The organism is Aeromicrobium sp., assembly GCF_036675695.1.
In the GTDB taxonomy this organism is placed as follows: domain Bacteria; phylum Actinomycetota; class Actinomycetes; order Propionibacteriales; family Nocardioidaceae; genus Aeromicrobium.
Map to the genome: position 1 here is coordinate 38,901 of NZ_JAKFEL010000110.1, position 19,044 is coordinate 57,944.

General features: G+C 60.8%; 14 protein-coding genes. 4 read left to right on the forward strand and 10 right to left on the reverse strand.

From position 1 onward, the window contains the following. Window positions 1-51 precede the first annotated feature (51 nt). Both V6M39_RS07030 and V6M39_RS07035 read right to left on the reverse strand, forming a co-directional pair. Window positions 52-1,425, reverse strand: a complete 1,374-nt coding sequence (locus tag V6M39_RS07030; RefSeq protein ID WP_332643072.1) for an FAD/NAD(P)-binding protein — start codon at window positions 1,423-1,425, stop codon at window positions 52-54. A 94-nt stretch (window positions 1,426-1,519) separates the two neighbouring features. After that, window positions 1,520-2,221 carry a calcium-binding protein gene (locus tag V6M39_RS07035; protein WP_332643074.1) on the reverse strand — a complete coding sequence of 234 codons (702 nt, stop codon included), beginning with the start codon at window positions 2,219-2,221 and terminating at the stop codon, window positions 1,520-1,522. Window positions 2,222-2,398: 177 nt separating this feature from the next. Here V6M39_RS07035 and V6M39_RS07040 point away from each other — a divergent pair, with 177 nt between their 5' ends. The 3 genes from V6M39_RS07040 (at window position 2,399) to V6M39_RS07050 (ending at window position 8,353) form a co-directional block, all read left to right on the forward strand. Then, window positions 2,399-4,429, forward strand: a complete 2,031-nt coding sequence (locus V6M39_RS07040) for a DUF262 domain-containing protein (protein WP_332643075.1) — start codon at window positions 2,399-2,401, stop codon at window positions 4,427-4,429. Window positions 4,430-4,697: 268 nt separating this feature from the next. Then, window positions 4,698-7,259 (forward strand): Z1 domain-containing protein, encoded by a 2,562-nt coding sequence (locus V6M39_RS07045; RefSeq protein ID WP_332643076.1) that lies wholly within the window; start codon window positions 4,698-4,700, stop codon window positions 7,257-7,259. 155 nt (window positions 7,260-7,414) lie between these two features. Next, entirely contained in the window at window positions 7,415-8,353 is a 939-nt protein-coding gene (locus tag V6M39_RS07050) for a PD-(D/E)XK motif protein (RefSeq protein ID WP_332643077.1), read from the forward strand. 74 nt (window positions 8,354-8,427) lie between these two features. Here V6M39_RS07050 and dcm read toward each other — a convergent pair whose 3' ends face one another. From dcm to nrdR, 4 genes are all read right to left on the reverse strand, one after another. Beyond that, complete coding sequence (gene dcm / locus V6M39_RS07055) at window positions 8,428-9,735, reverse strand: DNA (cytosine-5-)-methyltransferase (RefSeq protein WP_332643078.1); 1,308 nt, start codon at window positions 9,733-9,735, stop codon at window positions 8,428-8,430. 81 nt (window positions 9,736-9,816) lie between these two features. Further along, window positions 9,817-10,902, reverse strand: a complete 1,086-nt coding sequence (locus V6M39_RS07060) for a DNA sulfur modification protein DndB (protein WP_332643079.1) — start codon at window positions 10,900-10,902, stop codon at window positions 9,817-9,819. Window positions 10,903-11,077: 175 nt separating this feature from the next. After that, window positions 11,078-14,032 carry a vitamin B12-dependent ribonucleotide reductase gene (locus V6M39_RS07065; RefSeq protein WP_332643080.1) on the reverse strand — a complete coding sequence of 985 codons (2,955 nt, stop codon included), beginning with the start codon at window positions 14,030-14,032 and terminating at the stop codon, window positions 11,078-11,080. An 81-nt stretch (window positions 14,033-14,113) separates the two neighbouring features. Then, window positions 14,114-14,605 carry a transcriptional regulator NrdR gene (gene nrdR, locus V6M39_RS07070; protein ID WP_332643081.1) on the reverse strand — a complete coding sequence of 164 codons (492 nt, stop codon included), beginning with the start codon at window positions 14,603-14,605 and terminating at the stop codon, window positions 14,114-14,116. A gap of 525 nt (window positions 14,606-15,130) precedes the next feature. On the opposite strand from nrdR, the gene V6M39_RS07075 reads away from it, so the two are divergent. Then, entirely contained in the window at window positions 15,131-15,481 is a 351-nt protein-coding gene (locus V6M39_RS07075) for a GIY-YIG nuclease family protein (protein WP_332643082.1), read from the forward strand. Between the two features lie 108 nt (window positions 15,482-15,589). Here V6M39_RS07075 and V6M39_RS07080 read toward each other — a convergent pair whose 3' ends face one another. The 4 genes from V6M39_RS07080 to V6M39_RS07095 form a co-directional block, all read right to left on the reverse strand. Beyond that, window positions 15,590-16,141: a hypothetical protein gene (locus tag V6M39_RS07080; RefSeq protein ID WP_332643084.1), complete on the reverse strand. Its 552-nt coding sequence runs from the start codon at window positions 16,139-16,141 to the stop codon at window positions 15,590-15,592. Window positions 16,142-16,143: 2 nt separating this feature from the next. Beyond that, on the reverse strand, window positions 16,144-17,988 hold the full coding sequence (locus V6M39_RS07085) for a right-handed parallel beta-helix repeat-containing protein (RefSeq protein ID WP_332643085.1): 1,845 nt from the start codon (window positions 17,986-17,988) through the stop codon (window positions 16,144-16,146). Window positions 17,989-18,058: 70 nt separating this feature from the next. Then, window positions 18,059-18,265, reverse strand: a complete 207-nt coding sequence (locus tag V6M39_RS07090; protein ID WP_332643086.1) for a hypothetical protein — start codon at window positions 18,263-18,265, stop codon at window positions 18,059-18,061. Next, window positions 18,262-18,942 carry a type 1 glutamine amidotransferase gene (locus tag V6M39_RS07095; RefSeq protein ID WP_332643087.1) on the reverse strand — a complete coding sequence of 227 codons (681 nt, stop codon included), beginning with the start codon at window positions 18,940-18,942 and terminating at the stop codon, window positions 18,262-18,264. Before V6M39_RS07095 ends, V6M39_RS07090 begins: the two co-directional genes overlap by 4 nt. Window positions 18,943-19,044 lie beyond the last annotated feature (102 nt).

Sequence of the window (19,044 nt, forward strand, 5' to 3'; positions counted from 1 at the left end):
GGGCTATCGCAACAGGGGCGAAGGGCCCGCAGTCTTGCTGCTCAACCGCTGTCAGAGTGACCACGCGGCGAGCTTTGCCATGCCGGCGTCCACATGCGTCTGCAGTCGGCCGACCGCATCGTCCAGGTCAGCCGAACCCGGGTGGTCCGGCGCTATACGTGCAGGGTTGAGCGGCACACCATCCGCCCAAGCCTTGATGTCCGGCTCAGAACCGAACGACTTCGCGGCTCGGGCCCCAAGGACAGTCATCCTCGCCCAACTCTCCATGGTGTCGGGCAGCGGCGTCGGTGGGCACAGCCTGTTCTTCTCCACGTCGTCGTCGCGGGTTGCCTCGACATATCCGGCTAGCGCTGCGCCGAAGCACGGGAACCCGGCGCGGATCGGCTGAACTGTGATCGCAGATGGCCCCCAGATCGGAACGTTCGGCGGGTACTTGAGGCCTGCCGCCGCACAATGCACGACGACGGCATCCTTCGCGATCGGTACTGATCCGTGTTCGAGGGTGATCTGCCCGGGCTCAACCCCGCGTATGTGCCCCAACCGGACAACCTGCTCGACCGTGCGCAGATGGTCGAGCTCCCACGCGGCGAGTGTGGGTGCCTTGGCCATCGTTGGCATGACCGAACGGTCGATGCGGAGCATGATCCCGGCATCCTCGAGACGCACGAAGAGGTCCTCCAACGATGCCGATCCCTCTGCCGCCTGCACGGTGTCGGCAACCATGCCGAGGAACACCGCGGGATTGGGCTGCACGACGGCGCGATTGAGCATCCACGGGTCGCGCGGTCTGACCCAGCAGATCTTGTCGGGCGGCTCGCCGTTGGTGATGAGCCACACGATGGCGTCGGTCGCCGACTTGCCGGAGCCCACCACGACGTACTGACTCGGGGTGTCGGTCATCGCAGCCAGATCGTTGATCGGAATCACCTGGACACCGTCGGCGACTTCGAACGGTGGCGGCGTGTTCGCCGGTATGTCGGGGGCCAGGTAGCGCGCGTCGACGATGCGGCAGCGCTGTGGGACCTCGAACCGCTCCCCCGAGCTCTGCGAGACGAATGTGCGGTCCCCGACGTAGTCGCACCCGGCGAAGAACTCGACCTTGCCCGAGCCGATCATCCGATCCGCCAGGACGTGGTCGTAGTAGGCGCAGATCTCCGACACAGACGCCCGCTCGTGCAGGCCCGCCTCAGGACCGCTCTCCTGCAGCCGTCCACCGCCCAGCAAGGTCGACGCAACACCGTAGAACGCGGAGGCCTGGTGCAGCCGGACGAACGGATAGGCGTCGCGCCAGTGCCCACCGACGGCCTCCCGGCGGTCGACCATGGCCACGCGTACGTCGGCGTGATCGATCAGCGCATCGGTGAATGCCATGCCGGCGGCCCCGGCTCCCACGACCAAGTAGTCGGCTTCCACAGTCCGCGCCATGTCTCACCAAAGCACGGTGTCCCGCGGACGTCCATGGAAACGCAATCCGGCCGCACACCGTGATGGTGTGCGGCCGGAGATGCGTACTGGTGGATCAGTGGAACGTGTCGTTCGCGTTCTTGTTGGTGACCGCGAAGTCAAAGTTGTCCTTGTCCACGTCGTCACGGTTCGCCTGGCTGTGCTCGATGACGTCCTTCACGGCGAACTTGTCCTTGCCCTGACCGCCGGTCAGGTGGTCGTAGACCGGGTTGGTCTCGTGCGACTCGAGGGTGTCATCGCCGGCCTCGCCGTTGAGGTTGTCCTTGCCCTCACCTCCGTTGAGGTAGTCGTTGCCGTCGCCGCCGCGCAGCTCGTCGGAGCCGTCGTTCGCTCCGCCGAAGCTGACGAGAGTGTCGTTGCCCTCTTCGCCGCGGATGGTGTCGCCGCCGGAGCCACCGTCGATGTAGTCGTTCTCGGTGCCGCCCATGATGAAGTCGTCGCCGGCTTCGCCATAGACAACGTCCTTGCCGCTGCCGGAGTAGATGTCGTCGTTGCCGTTGCCGCCGAAGACGGTGTCCGCGCCTTCACCGGGGTAGACCACGTCGTCGCCGCTGGAGGCGAAGATCGTGTCGTTGCCGGAGGTGCCGTAAATCTTGTCGTCACAGGCAGTGCCGTACGTGGTCTTGCCGGCCTTGGCGATGATGATGTTGCCGTCGGTGCAGGCAGCCTGGGCTGCGGTGCCAGTGACGGTCACGCCGACAACGGAGATGGCGCCGGCGAGAGCCAGTTTGGCGATGATGCGAGTGGTGTTCTTCATGATGATGTCCTTAGCTGAGTTGGTAGCTCCGGACATTTGCCGGGCTCACGTGTAAGAGCACCGGCCAACCAAAACCTTTCAACAATTTCCACGTTAGTTTCGAATCAGTGGCACCAGGGGTACGGCGAGCGGTCCGGCTACACCACGGTCGCACTCTATGACTCGGTCAATTCGGGCGTGGTCGAGAGCCAATCAATGCCGGCGACGCTGCGTGATCGCGACAAGTCCACATCTTCGGCAACCATGAGCAGTAGCATCAGTGACTGCCACCCAATCGAGAGCCTGTCTATGACTGACGTTCAAGCCGACACTGACGCAGCAGCCGAAGAACGAGCCGAACTCGAGTGGTCGATTGCCGAGTTACTCTCGACGCTTTCCGAGGCAGCCGAGGTCCCGTCAGAGTTCGAAGCGCCGCCGAGCGCGTTCGGACCTGACGAGGTCGACTTCCAATCCAATGCATGGATGGCAATGGTCGAATCGGTTCAGGGTTGGCTTCGACTACCCGAAACCCTATCGATGTCGTCGCCTCAAGAATTTGCTGAACTGCTAGTCGGCGGACTTGGGATGGGCAACGTCGATGACGGACTTGATGTAGTCGACGGCAACGTCCGCCTTAGCGACGACGGACTGGACAAGCTTCGCGAACGAGCCGAACGAGCTCGACAACTTCAGCAATCATTCTTGGAAGACCTCGAAACTGACGGCAGCAGCGTGGCCGCCGCCACGACGCAATGGGCCGAGTCCTGGGAAGAGACTCCGGAAGAAGAGGAGGAGGGAAGCGGGTCAGTCACGGCGAAGGCACACATTTGGGCAATTCAAGAGTTCAGTGGACGCGCCGAGCGCGGACGACTGGATCTCAGCCCGTCCTACCAGCGCGATGACGTATGGCCGACAAGCGATTCACAAATCTTGATCGAATCGATACTTCGCGGAATCCCGCTCCCGTCAGTCATCATCCTCAAGCCGAAAGACCAGTTCACTGCCCCGTTTGAGGTCGTCGACGGCAAACAGCGGCTGACAGCGATCTTGCGATTTATCGGGCGGCACCCACGCGCCCTCGAAGTTGTAAAGGATGCCGATGCCTTGCACCCAGACCATTCGCTATTGCAGACATTCCACGCCGACTACCCAGCGTTCAAGCGGCTGTGGAAGAACCTGGTCGGCGAACCCCTGAACGCATCCAAGGAGAAAGAGTACTACTTTCCCTTCCGGCTCCGCAGTCACTCAAAGCCGCTTCAAGGCGCACTCGCCGGACTGCAGGGGAAGTACTACACGCAGATTCGGCTGATCCCGATCGAGATCGCTGAGGATCGAATTGAAGTGCAAGAGATCTTTGAATCTGGAGCAGCTGAGTACAAGATCCCGGTGCTCGAGTACTCGAGAGCGACGCGGCGACAAATTCATGAGGTCTTCAACCTCTACAACCGACAGGGTAAGCACCTCAACGCGGAGGAGATCCGCAACGCCCTATTCCACAACGTGGATCTAATGCGCGGTCTCATGGTTACCGGAGGGGATAGCGGCCCGGTAGAAGTAGTCGCTCCATTCCTACTTCCAAAATGGGACGAACTAAGCAGCGTCCAATCGATGCTTGACTACTACTCCTTCGGTCGCAGCCGCTACCGACGCACCAAGGTCCTCTCCTGGATCGCATCGATTCTCTTTGTGGATTCAACCGGGCGGTTGCTCTCGACCGCGAAGCAGATCGACTCACTGCTTGAACGAATCGAGACCGCAGGCAAGTCACCTGCCGACCCTCTCGCGGATCCGAACACTCTTCTAGATGCACTTTGTTTGATGCAGCGAGGCATGACCGCGCACTCCGCGATAGACGAAGCATGGGCACCTGTTTTCAAGGACACCAAGCAAGGAGCCAAATGGCAGGAACTGCAGTTGGTCGCGAGCCTAATTGGAGTAACAATCGCTGCGTCGATTCTTGGCGACAAGACGATAGACGCCCTCGAGGATGCCGCCCCCGAACTGCGCATGAAGACGGCACTCAAGAACGGTCGGGACGATGTTGGTTGGAGACGTCCAAAGAAGACACAGACAGCAACGCAATGGGAGTACATCGCGACCGTCGCTATGCGAATTGTCGAAGAACTCGGCGTCGACCCCCTTGAGGCCGATACTGCGATGAAGTCACGGTTCGGCTTCTCCGGAGTCGCGTCTCTGAGGGCGGTGTATGACAGTGTCTCAAGCGAGTGAGACTCCTCCGGCAATCACGGAGGAAGTCTCACTGCGTCCAATCACCCAGCCGGCCGCTCCATCGCATTCATGGTGGGCGGACTATGAGGACAAACTCGCCGATTCCTTGATATCAGAGACGTCACAGAGGATTCTCCGCGCCGATTGCGGCTACATCGTGGAGCACGGGGTCTTTGGTTCTGGGGATCCCGGCTCGGAAACTTGGCCAGCTGACGGGCTACGCCGGGGTCTTGTGATGGGTTCCGTCCAATCGGGAAAAACTGCATCAATGCTCGGAGTCGCGGCTCTCGGCCTCGATGCTGGCGTGGATGCAATAGTTCTGCTCGCTGGCACCCAGACAGCACTCTGGGATCAAACGTACGACCGATTTCGCGCCCAGTTGGACTACCAAGGCTCGGAGTTCGAGCGAGAACGACGCCGCGTACTCCTCCCTAACCCTCAACACCGGACGAACGGCGAATACACCGACACACCGCTGTCGCGGATGTACGCATTCAGTGAGCAGAAGGCTCGAAGGTCGATAAGTCGCCGGGTTCCGATCGTCGCAATCGTGATGAAGAACGTCCATCACCTACGAGCCTTCTCTGAGACAGTGCAGGCACAGCTCATGCCGGCCATCGTCGATCTAGATCGCCCCTATCATCTGTTGGTTCTGGACGATGAGGCCGATGACGGTTCGATACTTGATGCAAGGGTCGAAAGTGGGCTCGACCCAAGAACGTCAGACCTTAAACAGATCCCCCGGGCAATAGTCGATATGTGGGAGCGCCGACCACACAAGGGGGCCACCGCCGCCCCCAACCTCGCCGTGACATACATCGGCTACACGGCCACGCCCCAAGCAAACTTTCTTCAGTCAGATCACAATCCGCTTGCACCGAGAGAGTTCGTCGTTTCACTTCGAACTCCCTACGACAGCGGCAACGAAGCCCCACGAACAACAACGTTCCACGAACCGACGGGAATCAAGGCCTACTACACCGGAGGCGAAATCTACTATCGCCGCTTGGCCGCCCCTTCGCTTTGCGTCAGCACTTCTGGCGCAATTGAAGAAGATATCGCCTCGGCGGTAAGGGCGTTCTTGATGGCGGGCGCGATTCGCCTCTGGCGCGAGGGGACCCGACTACTCCCGTCACAGGCGCGGGCCACAAGTTTCGATTCGCCCAACGCGGCTCGCTCTCACTCCCCTCGGCCACATTCGATGCTCTTCCACCCATCTGCTTCGGTCCAGGATCATTTCGAAGCAGCCGCCGCAATTCTCATGTGGGCCGCTGACCTGGATTTGGCATCCGCGACCTCGCGACTGGCTGCCGGCCAGCGTGACCTGCCGGTCCAAGAACTCACAGAAATGATCGAGTCGGATGAGGCACCGTGGCGGGCATGGATTCTCAACTACCAAGAGTCCGCAGAAGCCGTTCAGTTCTCGTTTGATCTGTCCTCCAGTCCAGTCGTGCCGACTGATGCAGATTGGGCGGAGATCAAACAACTCCTGCTCGCTGAGGTCCTTCCTGCCACGAGGATCGCAATTGTCAACAGTGACCCCGCCGCTGACGATCGTCCGGAGTTCGACCCATACGAAGACCGGGACGGATGGCAGGCACCGACGGACCTCTCAACAATATTCGTGTCCGGAAACGTAATGTCACGAGGATTAACGCTAGAAGGTCTCACCACCACCCTGTTTCTTCGGCACTCGCATACGCCCTTCGCCGACACCCAGGCGCAAATGCAACGCTGGTTCGGCTACCGCGGCGAACACCTCGAACTCAATCGTGTATTCCTTCCGGCTGAGCAACTGAATCTCTTCCGTGCCTATCACGAGAATGATGAAGCACTACGTCGCCAAGTGATCGCAGCCATGAACACAACGCCCGGATCGGCACCGAACTCAACAGTTCTTTCAGGACTGAGTTTCCATTCAACGGGCAAGCTAGCGGATGTTCAGAACATTCCTCTTTGCCCCTCTGCAGCTCCATTCATTCGAATTCTGAATGACGGAGCGGACGAGGACCCAAACACACAACTCGTCTCGGAAACACTTCGGCAGTTCGGCTCCGACGCAGTTACAGTCAACGGGCGGACTCGGGGCCGGATTCTGAAGGAACCCTTCACATTGCTCGAGGCGGCTTCTCTACTCGATCAGTTGCGGTACGACCGGTACCACCCGGGACCTGACACCTGGCAGGCAGATCGTTGGCGCGCACTGGAGAGCCATCTTGGTCTTGATGAGTCGTCAGACACTGAGCATCTTCTCCCCCTCTATCGACCACCCCACATCGACGATCGTGGTTCGACCGAAGCGCGTACTGACTGTCCATATGCAATCAGCGCCTACCTGAGGGTGTGGCACGCCTGTCTCACGCGAAGAGCACGAGGCCTATTTGGTACTGACGACGCGGATATCCCATGGTCGATGGTCGATCTGGCCGAGAAGAGTCGTACCCAGCCTGCGTTCTACATCGGCGTCCGGTACGGGTCAGGTCCGACCATCTCTCGAGGTGCCCTCGCGAAACTTCCCTTTGAGATGCAGTCAATGAGGCGTGATATTCAAGGCGGAGAACTAACGGGAGCCTGGGGTTCTCGAAACCCGGGGCAAGGGGACGGGGGCTACTTTGGCGACCAGTTCTTCGACTATCACGCACGCGGCGCTCAACCACCGCCATCGGCAGCTGGCGACAACGAGTGGCGTCCTGCAGGAGCGCCAGGTCTAATTCTCTTCCACTTGATCGACCGTGGAACCGATCATGCGCCTGCAACTGCCGTTGGCGTGGTTTTGCCGATCGGCGGGCCAGATCAGTTTGCTGCCTGGTCGCGAAAGGCTCGCTCGTGACATCTACCTACGAGCACCAACTGAGGTTGATTGGCGACCTCGTCTGGCCAGAATCCCCAGACGGTCGAGTAGTGACATGGTGCGACGGTAGCGGGCCCGTTGGTGTTGCCCGGAGCCCAGCGGGGCGCATTGAGATATTCCTCCAGGGTCCTCCGTTGGAGGCCAAGTCCAGGTCGCTACGAGGCAAACTCGAATACCAGACCTGGTACCGCGGCGACGGCGACGAAGGGTTCCCCGCAACAAGAATCCTCCTGCCCCCCGCAGGGCATTTTGACCAGGTCGCGGCATTCATTTGCATTGAGCTGATTCGAAACGGTGCCTCAAACGATCTGAAGAAAGCGTTCGCTCGAACTGAAGCGCTCATCGACCTAGCGATCGAAAGACTTCGAATGGCGGACGAGGCCATAGTTGGCCTGTGCGGCGAGATGTTGTTGTTGCGCGCTTTGGTGACGGCCGCTGACCCAGCCCAGACCACGAATGTCGTCGAATCATGGAAGGGGTTTCGAGAGACCGCGCGTGACTTCCAGCTTGGACAAGTCGGGCTAGAGGTCAAAACAACGACTGGTCTCGCGTCATCACATCCGATCCAGGGCGTGCACCAGGTCGAAGTCGGACATGGCGTTGACGGCGTCGCCGAATCTGACTTCTTCTTAGTTAGTATCGGCATTCACAGGCTGAACCCTCATGAGGATGGCGACTCGACGTCTCTTGCCGCCCTGGTCGATGACATCCTGAATTCTCTGCGCACGTCGACGGCCCCGAATTCACGAGCCGTTGAAGACAGTTTCTTGCGAGCGCTAACTCAGTATGGTTCGCCGGTTGATCTCGGATACGACCACGCGGTGACAGCAGGCGACAGTGTTCTTGCGCGTCCATTCCGGCAAACCTTTGTACGCTGCTATGACATGAGCGATGTAAACATTCAGGTTATCGATAGCGACCAGGTTCGCTCGAAGCCTAATGTCGAACTCCCCTCGCTGAGTTACCGAATCAACCTTCCCGAACAGGTGAGCGGAGATGTCAATCCCGTGGCAGGACTGAACGTCGCCGCCGATCACGTGCTGCGACGCGCCAACTGGAGCCACACGCACTGAGTCATGCAGTTTGGCCAGTACCCGAGCTCTCCCAACTCAACGCAGCAAGCGCGGACAATTCCCGTGGTTGAACATCAATCTGGTTGTGGGATCCGAGGACAGGGCGGCGATGCTTCTACGGCACGCACGAGCTCCGCTCCACCAGTCGCTTCGCGGATCTCGTCAGCATCGCGAAGTACGTGTTTGCGGAATGCGTAGTACGCGGCTCCCACGTTGATGGCATTGCCGAGCTGTCGGTACGAACGTGTGTCCGATTGATGATCGAATGTGAACCAGTCAGGAAACCCCTGTAGTTGTGCCGTCTCTTTGGGGGTCATTCGGCGACCTAGAGGGCCTAGTAGAGGGGTCTGCGCCATCGCGACAAGGGCAGGCGTGTACGTCATACGCTTGACACGGATGCCCGACGGGCGAAGATGCAGCAGGCACTTAGTCAGATCCCTAGGCGAATCCTGAGCTTGCCATTCAAACTTCTGCCTGCTCTTGGGAAAAGTTCGAAGACGCGGGTTTGCTTCAATCCAGCCTCGAATAGACGCACGATTGCTCGCGTAGAAGTCAATGTTCTTTTGCTCATAGGCCTGCTTCCAAGCCGGGGACTGAGCAGTAACTGTGGCATCGTCTTCCCAGTAACTAGACCACATCGGAAAACTCGGTAGTTTTACATTTCCGATCCGGCGCAGGAAGTCATTCCACACCTCAATCCACTCAATTTCCTCTGCGGTGAATGCATATTGCGTAGAAGTTCCACTCGGTTCGGTTCCGACCAGATCCTCGAGGTTCCACCGATCGGGAGACCAATCCTGCTCTGGGATTCGCTCGACGACAGGGTCAACGTCGGTTTCATGCAAAGCGCGTTCCCTACCGACGTAGGTCCCAAGGATGTAGACGCGCTCCCGCGACTGCGGTGCTCCTCCAAGATGCGGCGGAAGCCTGTGGGGACTAACTATGCATGGCTCCGACGGGACTCTGTAGCCCGCTTCGCGGAGCCCTTCGACGATCGCTTGCCACGTCGCCTTCTGCCGAGGTCCAGTTATGTTTCGGACATTCTCCAAGGCAACCACCGCCGGGCGATATTCAGCCAGGATCTTGACAATTTCGTGGAACAACTGTCCGCGCTCTTCGCCCATCCCCCTCTGACGACCTGACTTACTAAACGGCTGACAAGGAAATCCACCAGCCAAGACCGTGTGATCACCAATCTCCGCAAGCCGTTCGCTGGCCATCGTCACGACATCGTGCTCGGGATCCGAACCCCAGTTTCGCTTATAGGTCTCACGAGCATGGGGATCGATCTCGACCGCCATGCGCAACTCACCACCGAGTGCTGACATGGTCGCGTGAAATCCACCAATACCCGCGAATAGATCGACGAATGCAAAGCTCACTTTGCGAGCTTACTGGTCGGAAGCGACAAAATCTCGCTTATCCCGTTGGACTGGACGGACCGTTGGTCAACGGCTGCCGCATTAGTCGCCGAGAACGAGCGCCGCATCTTCAAATCTCTGCGGGTCAATCCTGTGAAGCAAACGCCGAGTAAGGGCGTCACGGGTCTGGCGTCGTGTCACGATCGACGAACCCAACATGACGATCCCCTGCCATTCGGGGTTGGTCTTCGCCCAGTCTACTGATTTCAGCGAATCCAGTAGCGACAGGTCGTGCCGCTTTGACCACTCCGCACTCGAAGATATGCCGAACAGTTGGCGACCAACCGCTCCGAGTGCATAGAACGCAACCGAGTGAGTCGCTACGTATTCAACGCGCGCTTCCGAAGGTTTGATCATCTCGTCACGGACGAGCCGCCAGGGCTCAACCACGTCAGTAACCTTTGACCAGTACGCCGTCGAGAATTCTTCCGCGGCCTCTAACTCGTCACTATCTGTCGTCAATCGCGACACGACGGGTTTCCCACCAAGGAGTTGCCCACAAGCATCGTAGAGAGATGAAAGCGTCACGAACTTTGCAGATCGCAACGCGAGCGAGGTCGAACTCTTTTCGACACGACTCTTGAAGACTGGAACGCGGTTACCCACGGTCAGCACCACAGAGTTCAGTGGGTCTGTGTGATCGTAAAGAATATCCAGCGAACGACTCGTCTTTTGCACCGTCCGGTTGAGATCGCTGAAGACTTGCTGATTGCGCTCGAGGTCTTCGAATGGAATCAGCATCACGCCAATGCTCTGATCTCTCAAAGTTGGGTTACTGACAATCGCTCGGCGGATAGCGGCCAGACGGTGTTGCCCGTCGACGATTACGAATTGAGCGTCTTCGTCGAGTAGAAGCTTCCCCGAAGCGCCATTCTGCGGAACAAACTCGTACTCGCTATCGAACGAAGCAGTCAGACTCCCGAAGACCCAGTCGCTGTCCCGGTCCAGCACGTAGTCGGCGATCTCCGGAACGCGCTTCTCGTTCAAAATCCGCTGGGAGCGCAACTCAGGCGGTAGGTCCGGGGGGGTTGCATCAAAGTAGCGAACGACCCGCTTCAACGGCAGAACTGTCATGAAGAAGTCGCGGTCACCCATTCGACCAGCAACAGCTGAAAAGCTCAGACTCATCTCTAACCCTGTCTGCTACGAATTGCGTCCGTATGCGCGAGGACCCCTCCCCCGGCGCCGCGACTTACGAATGCCTCGGCTCTCCGGGGGGAGAGGTTAAACCTCGTGCACAACTGAATACTATCCAGACGAAGCGTACAAGCGCAAGCCCCGAGACGTACACAAAACGTACATCTCAGCTGCAGCCGCTGGTGCTGCCGCAGCCTTCGCAGACGTGGCAGGACCCGGCGGGGCGCATCTTGGTTCCGCAGGTCATGCACAGCGGCGAGTCGACTGCGGAGCCGGTGATGGCTTCGAACAGCTCAGCGCTCGTGTGAGCTGCCGACGGAGCGGGCTTGGCCGTGATCTGGATGTGCTCCACCGGATCAGTGTCGGCCATGTCCTCGGCTTCGAGGTGACCCTTGGGCCCTTCGCTCGCAGAGCTCGCTCCCGCGGCTCCGCCGCTAGGGGACGAGGTGCTCGCTCCCTTGGCTTCGTCGCTAGGCGGGGTGTCGATTAGTTCGGCGGCTGTGGTGCCCGCTGAGATGGGCTGGTGGGAGCCCGTGTCGAGGTAGCGCTGGCGCTCGTCGGCCGAGTGGATGCCGAGAGCCGAACGGGTGTCGAAGTCCAGGTAGTCCAAGGCCAGACGGCGGAACGTGTAGTCCATGATCGACTGGCTCATACGGACATCCGGGTCGTCGGTCAGACCGGCCGGCTCGAACTTCATGTTGGTGAACTTCTGAACGAAGGTCTCCAGCGGCACACCGTACTGCAGCGAGATGCTGATCGCGATCGAGAAGGCGTCCATCATTCCGGCGAGGGTCGAGCCCTGCTTGCCGAGCTTCATGAAGATCTCGCCCAGCTGACCGTCCTCGTGAGCACCCGAGGTCATGTAGCCCTCGGCGCCACCGACGGAGAACGACGTCGTGATCGACTTGCGCGACTTCGGCATCTTGCGACGGATCGGCTTCTCGACGATGACCGTCTTGACCTCAGCCTCAGTGCCACCGGACGACTTCGCTTCCTTGCCGTCGCTGAGCGGCTGACCGACCTTGCAGTTGTCGCGGTAGACCGCGAGCGCCTTGAGGCCGAGCTTCCAACCCTGGAAGTAGACATCCTTGATCTCTTCGACCGTGGCGTTCTCCGGCAGGTTGACCGTCTTGGAGATGGCACCCGACAGGAACGGCTGGCACGCAGCCATCATGTGCACGTGGCCCATCGGAGCGATGGAGCGCTGGCCCATGGCGGTGTCGAAGATCGAGTAGTGCTCGGTCTTGAGACCCGGTGCGTCGACGACGTGACCGTTCTCGCCGATGAACTCGACGATCGCCTCGATCGTCTCGCCGGCGTAGCCGAGCTTCTTGAGCGCGGCCGGGATGGTCTGGTTGACGATCTGCATCGAACCGCCACCGACGAGCTTCTTGAACTTGACCAGCGAGAAGTCCGGCTCGATGCCGGTCGTGTCGCAGTCCATCATGAAGCCGATCGTGCCGGTCGGTGCGAGCACCGACGCCTGGCTGTTGCGCCAGCCGTTCTTCTGACCGATCTCGAGGTTGAGCTTCCACTGCTTGGCAGCCTCACGGTGCACCGCGATGTCCATCGCGTGCAGCGTGCGGATCTCGTCGTTGGCGGCCTGGTGCTTGCGCATGACCCGCTCGTGCGCCGAAGCGTTGAGCTGGAAGCCGTCGTACGGGCCGACGACACCGGCAACCTCAGCGGAGCGACGGTAGGAGGTGCCGGTCATCAGCGAGGTGATCGATGCGGCGAGCGCGCGGCCACCGTCGGAGTCGTATGCGAGACCGGACGCCATGAGCAGCGCGCCGAGGTTGGCGAAGCCGATGCCGAGCTGGCGGTAGGCACGCGTGGTGTCACCGATCGCCTCGGTCGGGAAGTCCGCGAAGCAGATCGAGATGTCCATCGCGGTGATGATGAACTCGGTCGCCTTGACGAACGTCTCGGTGTCGAACGAGCCGTCGTCCTTGAGGAACTTCAGCAGGTTGAGCGAGGCAAGGTTGCAGCTCGAGTTGTCGAGGTGCATGTATTCGGAGCACGGGTTGGACGCCGTGATGCGGCCAGCCTCGGGCGAGGTGTGCCAGTCGTTGATCACACCGTCGTACTGGATGCCGGGATCGGCACACGCCCAGGCGGCCTTGGCGATGTCGTCCCACAGCGTGCGAGCGTCAACGGTCTCGATGATCGAGCCATCCGTACGGGCGCGGAGACCGAACTCGGTGCCCTTCTCGACAGCCTGCATGAACTCGTCGTTGACGCGGATCGAGTTGTTGGCGTTCTGGTACTGGACCGACGTGATGTCGGCGCCACCGAGGTCCATGTCGTAGCCGGCATCGCGGAGGACGCGGATCTTGTCTTCTTCGCGCTCCTTGGTGTGGATGAACTCCTCAATGTCCGGGTGATCGACGTCGAGGACGACCATCTTGGCCGCGCGACGCGTGGCGCCACCGGACTTGATGGTGCCTGCCGACGCGTCAGCACCACGCATGAAGGAGACGGGACCGGAAGCAGTGCCGCCCGAGGAGCGGAGCAGCTCCTTGGAGGAACGGATGCGCGACAGGTTGAGGCCGGCGCCTGAGCCGCCCTTGAAGATCATTCCCTCTTCGCGGTACCAGTTGAGGATCGAGTCCATCGAGTCATCCACCGCAAGGATGAAGCAGGCGGAGACCTGCTGGGGGCTCGACGTACCGACGTTGAACCACACCGGGCTGTTGAAGCTGAAGACCTGGTGCAGGAGCATGTGCGTCAGCTCGTGCTCGAAGATCGTGGCCTGCTCCTCGTCGGCGAAGTAGCCGTTGTCGCGGCCAGCCTGCGTGTACGTCAGTACGACGCGGTCGAGCAGCTGGCGGAGGCTCTGCTCACGCTCGGGCGTACCGACCGCACCGCGGAAGTATTTAGTCGTGACGATCGTGGAGGCGTTGACGCTCCAGAAGTCGGGGAACTCGACGCCGCGCTGCTCGAAGACGTTCTCGCCGGTCTTCCAGTTTGTCTGGACGACGTCGCGACGCTCCCAGGTGACGGCGTCGTACGGGTGCGTGCCGGGGGTCGTGTAGACGCGCTCGATCGACAGCTGCTTGCCCTTGTTGCGGCCTGCTGTCTTGCGCGAGGACCCGGTGGGCCCGTTGACCGTCTCCGTCATGGGGATGCTCCTAAATGTCTGTGTTGCGGTGGGGGGGGAGGTTGTCTTGCTGGTCTTGCGTGCCGGCTTAAGGGGTCCGGCTCAAGTCTTGTGTTGCTGTGCTGTCTCTTCGGCAAGCTCACCGTCGGCCGTGGCCGACATGATGCTGGCGATCTCGGCGGCAAAGTCATCTGCTGACTCGAACGCCTTGTAGACGCTCGCGAATCGCAGGTAGGCGACCTCGTCGAGGCTCTTGAGCGGTTCGAGGATGGCGAGGCCGACTTCGTGGGCCGGCACCTCAGCACATCCCGAATCGCGGAGGGTGTCCTCGACCTGCTGGCCGAGTCGTGCCAAGTCGTCATCGGAAACCGGTCGGCCCTTGCAGGCCTTGCGGACACCGGCGATCGCCTTGTCGCGGAGGAAGGGCTCAGTCGCACCTGAACGCTTGACCACGGTGAGCTGCATTTGCTCGATCGTGGTGAAGCGCTTGTTGCAGTCGGAGCACATACGACGGCGGCGGATGGCTCCACCTTCGTCGGCGACACGGCTGTCCAGGACTTTGGTGTCGGTGTTCTTGCAGAACGGACAATGCATCGCGTGCTCCTTCCCTCATACCAAAGGGCTGTCAATGGACTTCTGAGTCTTGAAGTGCTCCCGATGTGGGGAGAACCTGTGGAAACCGTGTGGATTCCGAGCTGTTTCGGTGTGTAACCCGTCCGAACCTGTGGAACTAGATGTGGACGAACAACAACGGTGTAACTACTAGATGTAGTGCCACTGTACGCCGCAGGTGTGGCCCACGCAACACAATTGCAGTAGGCGCCCACAGTTTTTCTGGGGTTCCCTGAAACCGCAGGTCAAAGCCAATTTGAGCGGCGAAATTGCGGCGTGTCGGATGCTCAATCGAGCCCTCCGACTCACGGGGTTTCGATACGTCAGCCGCGGGCGGCCTCCTACTCAACCACCGGTGGTTGAGTAGCGAGGAACCAGCCCGTATCGAAACCTCATGAGGTCACTCCGCGACGCGCTTTCGAGATGGTGGCATGGACTCGGTGGTTGAGTAGCCGCGAGGAACGAGTGGCGTATCGAAACCTCGTGAGGTCGAAGGCTCGCTCGACTGTGGATGGCCGAGTCGCTTCGATCACCGAGCTCATCCATGCTCGCCCGATGATGGGCGGGTACATGTACATCCTGAGGTGCTCTGACGACAGTTACTACGTCGGCAGCACCATCAACATCCTCTTTCGCATGCAACAGCACCAAGACGGCGAGGGCGCTGCGTACACGAAACGACGCTTGCCCGTTGAACTCGTCTACTGCCTGCCTTGTGAGTGGATCGTCCAGGCGTTCTGGTTCGAGAAGCGCGTCCAAGGATGGTCCAGGGCAAAGCGCAAAGCGCTCATCAGCGGCGACCTGCATCTTCTGCCCGAGCTGGCGAAGAAGAAGTTCCCCAAGCGAGTTGCAGAGTGACCTCACGAGGTTTCGATACGTCGGCCGCGGGCGGCCTCCTACTCAACCACCGGTGGTTGAGTAGCCGCGAGGAACGAGCGGCGTATCGAAACCTCGCGGTGCGGATGGTTAGCCGGGTGGGCGGGAGTCGGCTGTGGCGTTGGGGCAGAGCACCTCGCGCGGAGATCCTGAGTGGATCTGCTCAGGCAGGGCGATGACGACCGTGCGCTTCACGAAGGCGCTGCTGGTGCGCAGGTGCACATCCTTGACGAAGCTGCCTGCGCGAGACGACAGTCGCTCGCACGCCGTCATGAACAGCGACAGCGTGACCAGCCGGCGGTCCCCCGCACCGACCGTGAACTCTGACTTGTCGCCGGACTTGAGCGACTTGTAGTCGAACAGCGTCGGCTTCACCTTGGGCTGCGCAATGCCCTCGACCTTGATCGGCAGCAAACCGTCGTTGACCAGCTCGAACGTGTAGGTGAGCGTCTTGCGGTCGGCATACCGGATCTGGCGGATCGTGTCCTCGCCGATGTCGAACACCGCCGAGGCTTCAGTCCCCTTGACGCTTGTCGGACCGGCAGCAGTGAGCGAGGGAGAGAACCCCGCGTACGCCGGGGCAGCTCCCAGAACCAGCGCCCCGGCGACGAGACCCCCTGCGATGACCTTGCGAGAAGGCAACGTCAGCTCCGCGCACGACGACGCTGAGCGATGCGCTGCATGCCTACTGCCGCAAGGCCAAGACCGACCAGGATCGCGGCTCCCGGAGACGAGCCACCGGTCGACGACAGGACACCGACGAGCGGGCCTTCCGTACGAGCGTCAGTCGGCTGCGCGGGATCCTTGAACCAGCTGCACAGCGGCGGGTTCCGCCACTGCGGGTCAGCACGGTTGTACTGGCTGCAGGTCAGGAATCCAGCGTCCTTGACGATCAGACCGGGCAGCAGCTTGGAGCCGCCTCCAGCACAGGATCCGGGATTGATCACGAAGTTGTGGGTCGCCTTGCCGCGGGAAGACTTGTTGTTCTCCCAGCAGTTGCCGGTGCCCTGGTCATCCCACCAGTGATCCATGCCGTTGTGGGCGATCGTGCCGTCAGCCTTGATGCCCATGGTGTTGTTCTTGACCTGGTTGCCGTGGGACGTGTCGAACAGCTTGCTCGGGTCGAACTCGTCACGCAGCGGAGCCGGGACCCAGAACTGCATGGTGCCGTAGCGCCAGTTGTTGTAGATCCGGTTGTTGTCGGTGAGGTTGAAGTTGCCGCCAGCGATCAGTACGCCGGTGCCAACGGGTGTCGGGATGACCGGGCAGACGGTGCCGTTGATGTAGCCGCGTTCCTTCATCGGCTTGGCGCAGATACCCGTATGGACGTACTTCTTGAAGTAGTTCTGGTTGTTGCTGAAGATGTCGTTGTATGCCCACCGTGCGTGGTCCTGCGGGAGGCCGGGGTGGCCCGGGAACAACGAGTCCGTCGCGATACCAGTGGCGTTCTCGTAGAACTTGTTGTGGTGTGCGTAGACCGAGTTGCCGGCGGTGCCGGAGTAGCCCAGCGCGTTGTGGTGGCTCTTGTTGTTGCGGATCTCGATCGCGTAGCGCTTGACCGCGATCGTCTTGCTGTCAGCGTTGAGGTCGGACGCCGAGCCGGGGTAGATGCCCGAGTCGCCGTTGTAATAGGCGTCGACGTTCTGGATCAGTCCGTGATCGCTGGCGAACGCGAGGATGCCGTACTCGTCATTGCCTCGAGCGACGACCTTGTCGACCAGGAAGCCATCGGTCTCCAGGACGTAGACGGCGTTGAACTCAGCCTGCTGCACCGTGAAGTTGCGGAACACGATGCCGTTGACACGGTCGGTGCGGATCGCGTTGAGCTTGCTGAACTTGTTGTCGATCACGACGTCCTTCATGCTGCGACCGGTTCCGACGAGCTGCGTGCCGCAGAACTGGTTGTTGCACTTGATCGACGTGTCGTCGGGGGTCTTGTCGCCCATGATCGCGATGAGGTTCAGGTTGTGCGGGCACTTGACCTGGTCGGCGTATGAGAGAGCAATCGGGCCGTCGCCGTATTCTGCGGCGGGCTGCTCACCGACGAGGCTGCCGATGTATTGGGTGAGCTGGTCACCGAGCGGGTTGGTGCTGATCTTCTTGATCGACGCGCAGTAGCCCTCGGGCTTGCTGTTCGCGTACTTCGACTCAAGGTAGGTGCCGGGGAGGATGTAGATCGACGTCTTGGGCACCTTGATGCTGTTGATCGCGTCCTGGATCGAGCTGTAGTTGCACTTGTTGAGCAGCTGCTTGTTGCGGGTCTTGAGAGCACCGCTCGGCATGTTGGCGATGAGGGCACTGCTCTTGCTCGTACAGACGACTCGATAGTGGTCGTTGTACAGCCCCTTGTACGTAGGCACCGTGCCGGTGCCGTCAGGGAACGATGCCGCCCGCTCCTCGTGTGCGCTCGCGGGAGCGGCGATGAGAAGACTGCCGAACATCGTGGTGACGATGAGAGCGAGCAGGGCAAAGTACGAGCGAGTGCGCATGAAGCCTCCGTGACGTTGCACCAACAACGACGGGGTGTGACTGAGAGTTACGAAGAACGGCCGCGGGAAGCTAGCGCTTGCGGGTGCGCTCGTCCGGCGACTTGTAGGTGCCCGTCGTATGACGCGCCATCAGCAGCTGCTCGTTGCCTTTGCCGGCTTCCTGGACGAACTTGATCGCCTGGGCGCCGCGCAGCACCGTCGCCTCGTGGCCGTGATGCGAGATCACGACCTCCTTGCCGCGGACCTCCCACGAGTAGCCGCTCGGCCGGCCCTTCATACGCTCACGCCCAGGTAGTGGAGCGCTGAGTCGGTGAGCTTGTGGGCAGCGATGCGACTGCGTGCCTCGTTCTCGTGTGCCTGGCGGATCAGGTCCTTCTCGTCGACACCGCCGTCACCGTAGTAGCCCTCGTTGACCCAGCGCTCGTACGTCGCGGCGGTCACCTCGGGATGGAACTGCCACGCAATCGCACGTGCGCCGAGCGAGTCGTCGATGAAGCACTGCGTGCCGCGCCAGGACGTACCGAGTACGCGCGCGTTGGGCGGCGGGGCGAAGACGTCGCTGTGCAGCTGGGCCCACGGTCCCTCGGGGCACAGCACATGATCGACGGTGTCGACCCGCTGCCAGCCGACCTCGGCCATGTCGGCGCGCCACGAGGTGCCGCCGAGTGCGCGAGCCATCAGCTGGGCGCCGTAGCAAATGCCCATGACCGGGGTGTCGTCGCGAAGCGCCGCGCGTACTAATGCCGACTCGGCTTCGACGACGTCTTTCCATTTGGGTTCATGAGCCGAACGGTCGGAACCAAGCAGCAGGATCAGGTCGGTGTCGCCGATCGAGTCATATGGCGCGAGCTCGTCGCGATCGAGCTGGACGATCTCGCCGCCGAGCTGCTCCAGGCGTTCGACGACGAATCCGCCGTCAGAGTCGACGACGTCAGCAATGACATGAATCCGCATGCACCCATCCTCCCACTCGGTGCCTACCTCGGTGGTTGAGTAGGAGGCCGCCCGCGGCCGACGTATCGAAACCTCGTGACCCAAGAGGCTCGAGCGAGTGGT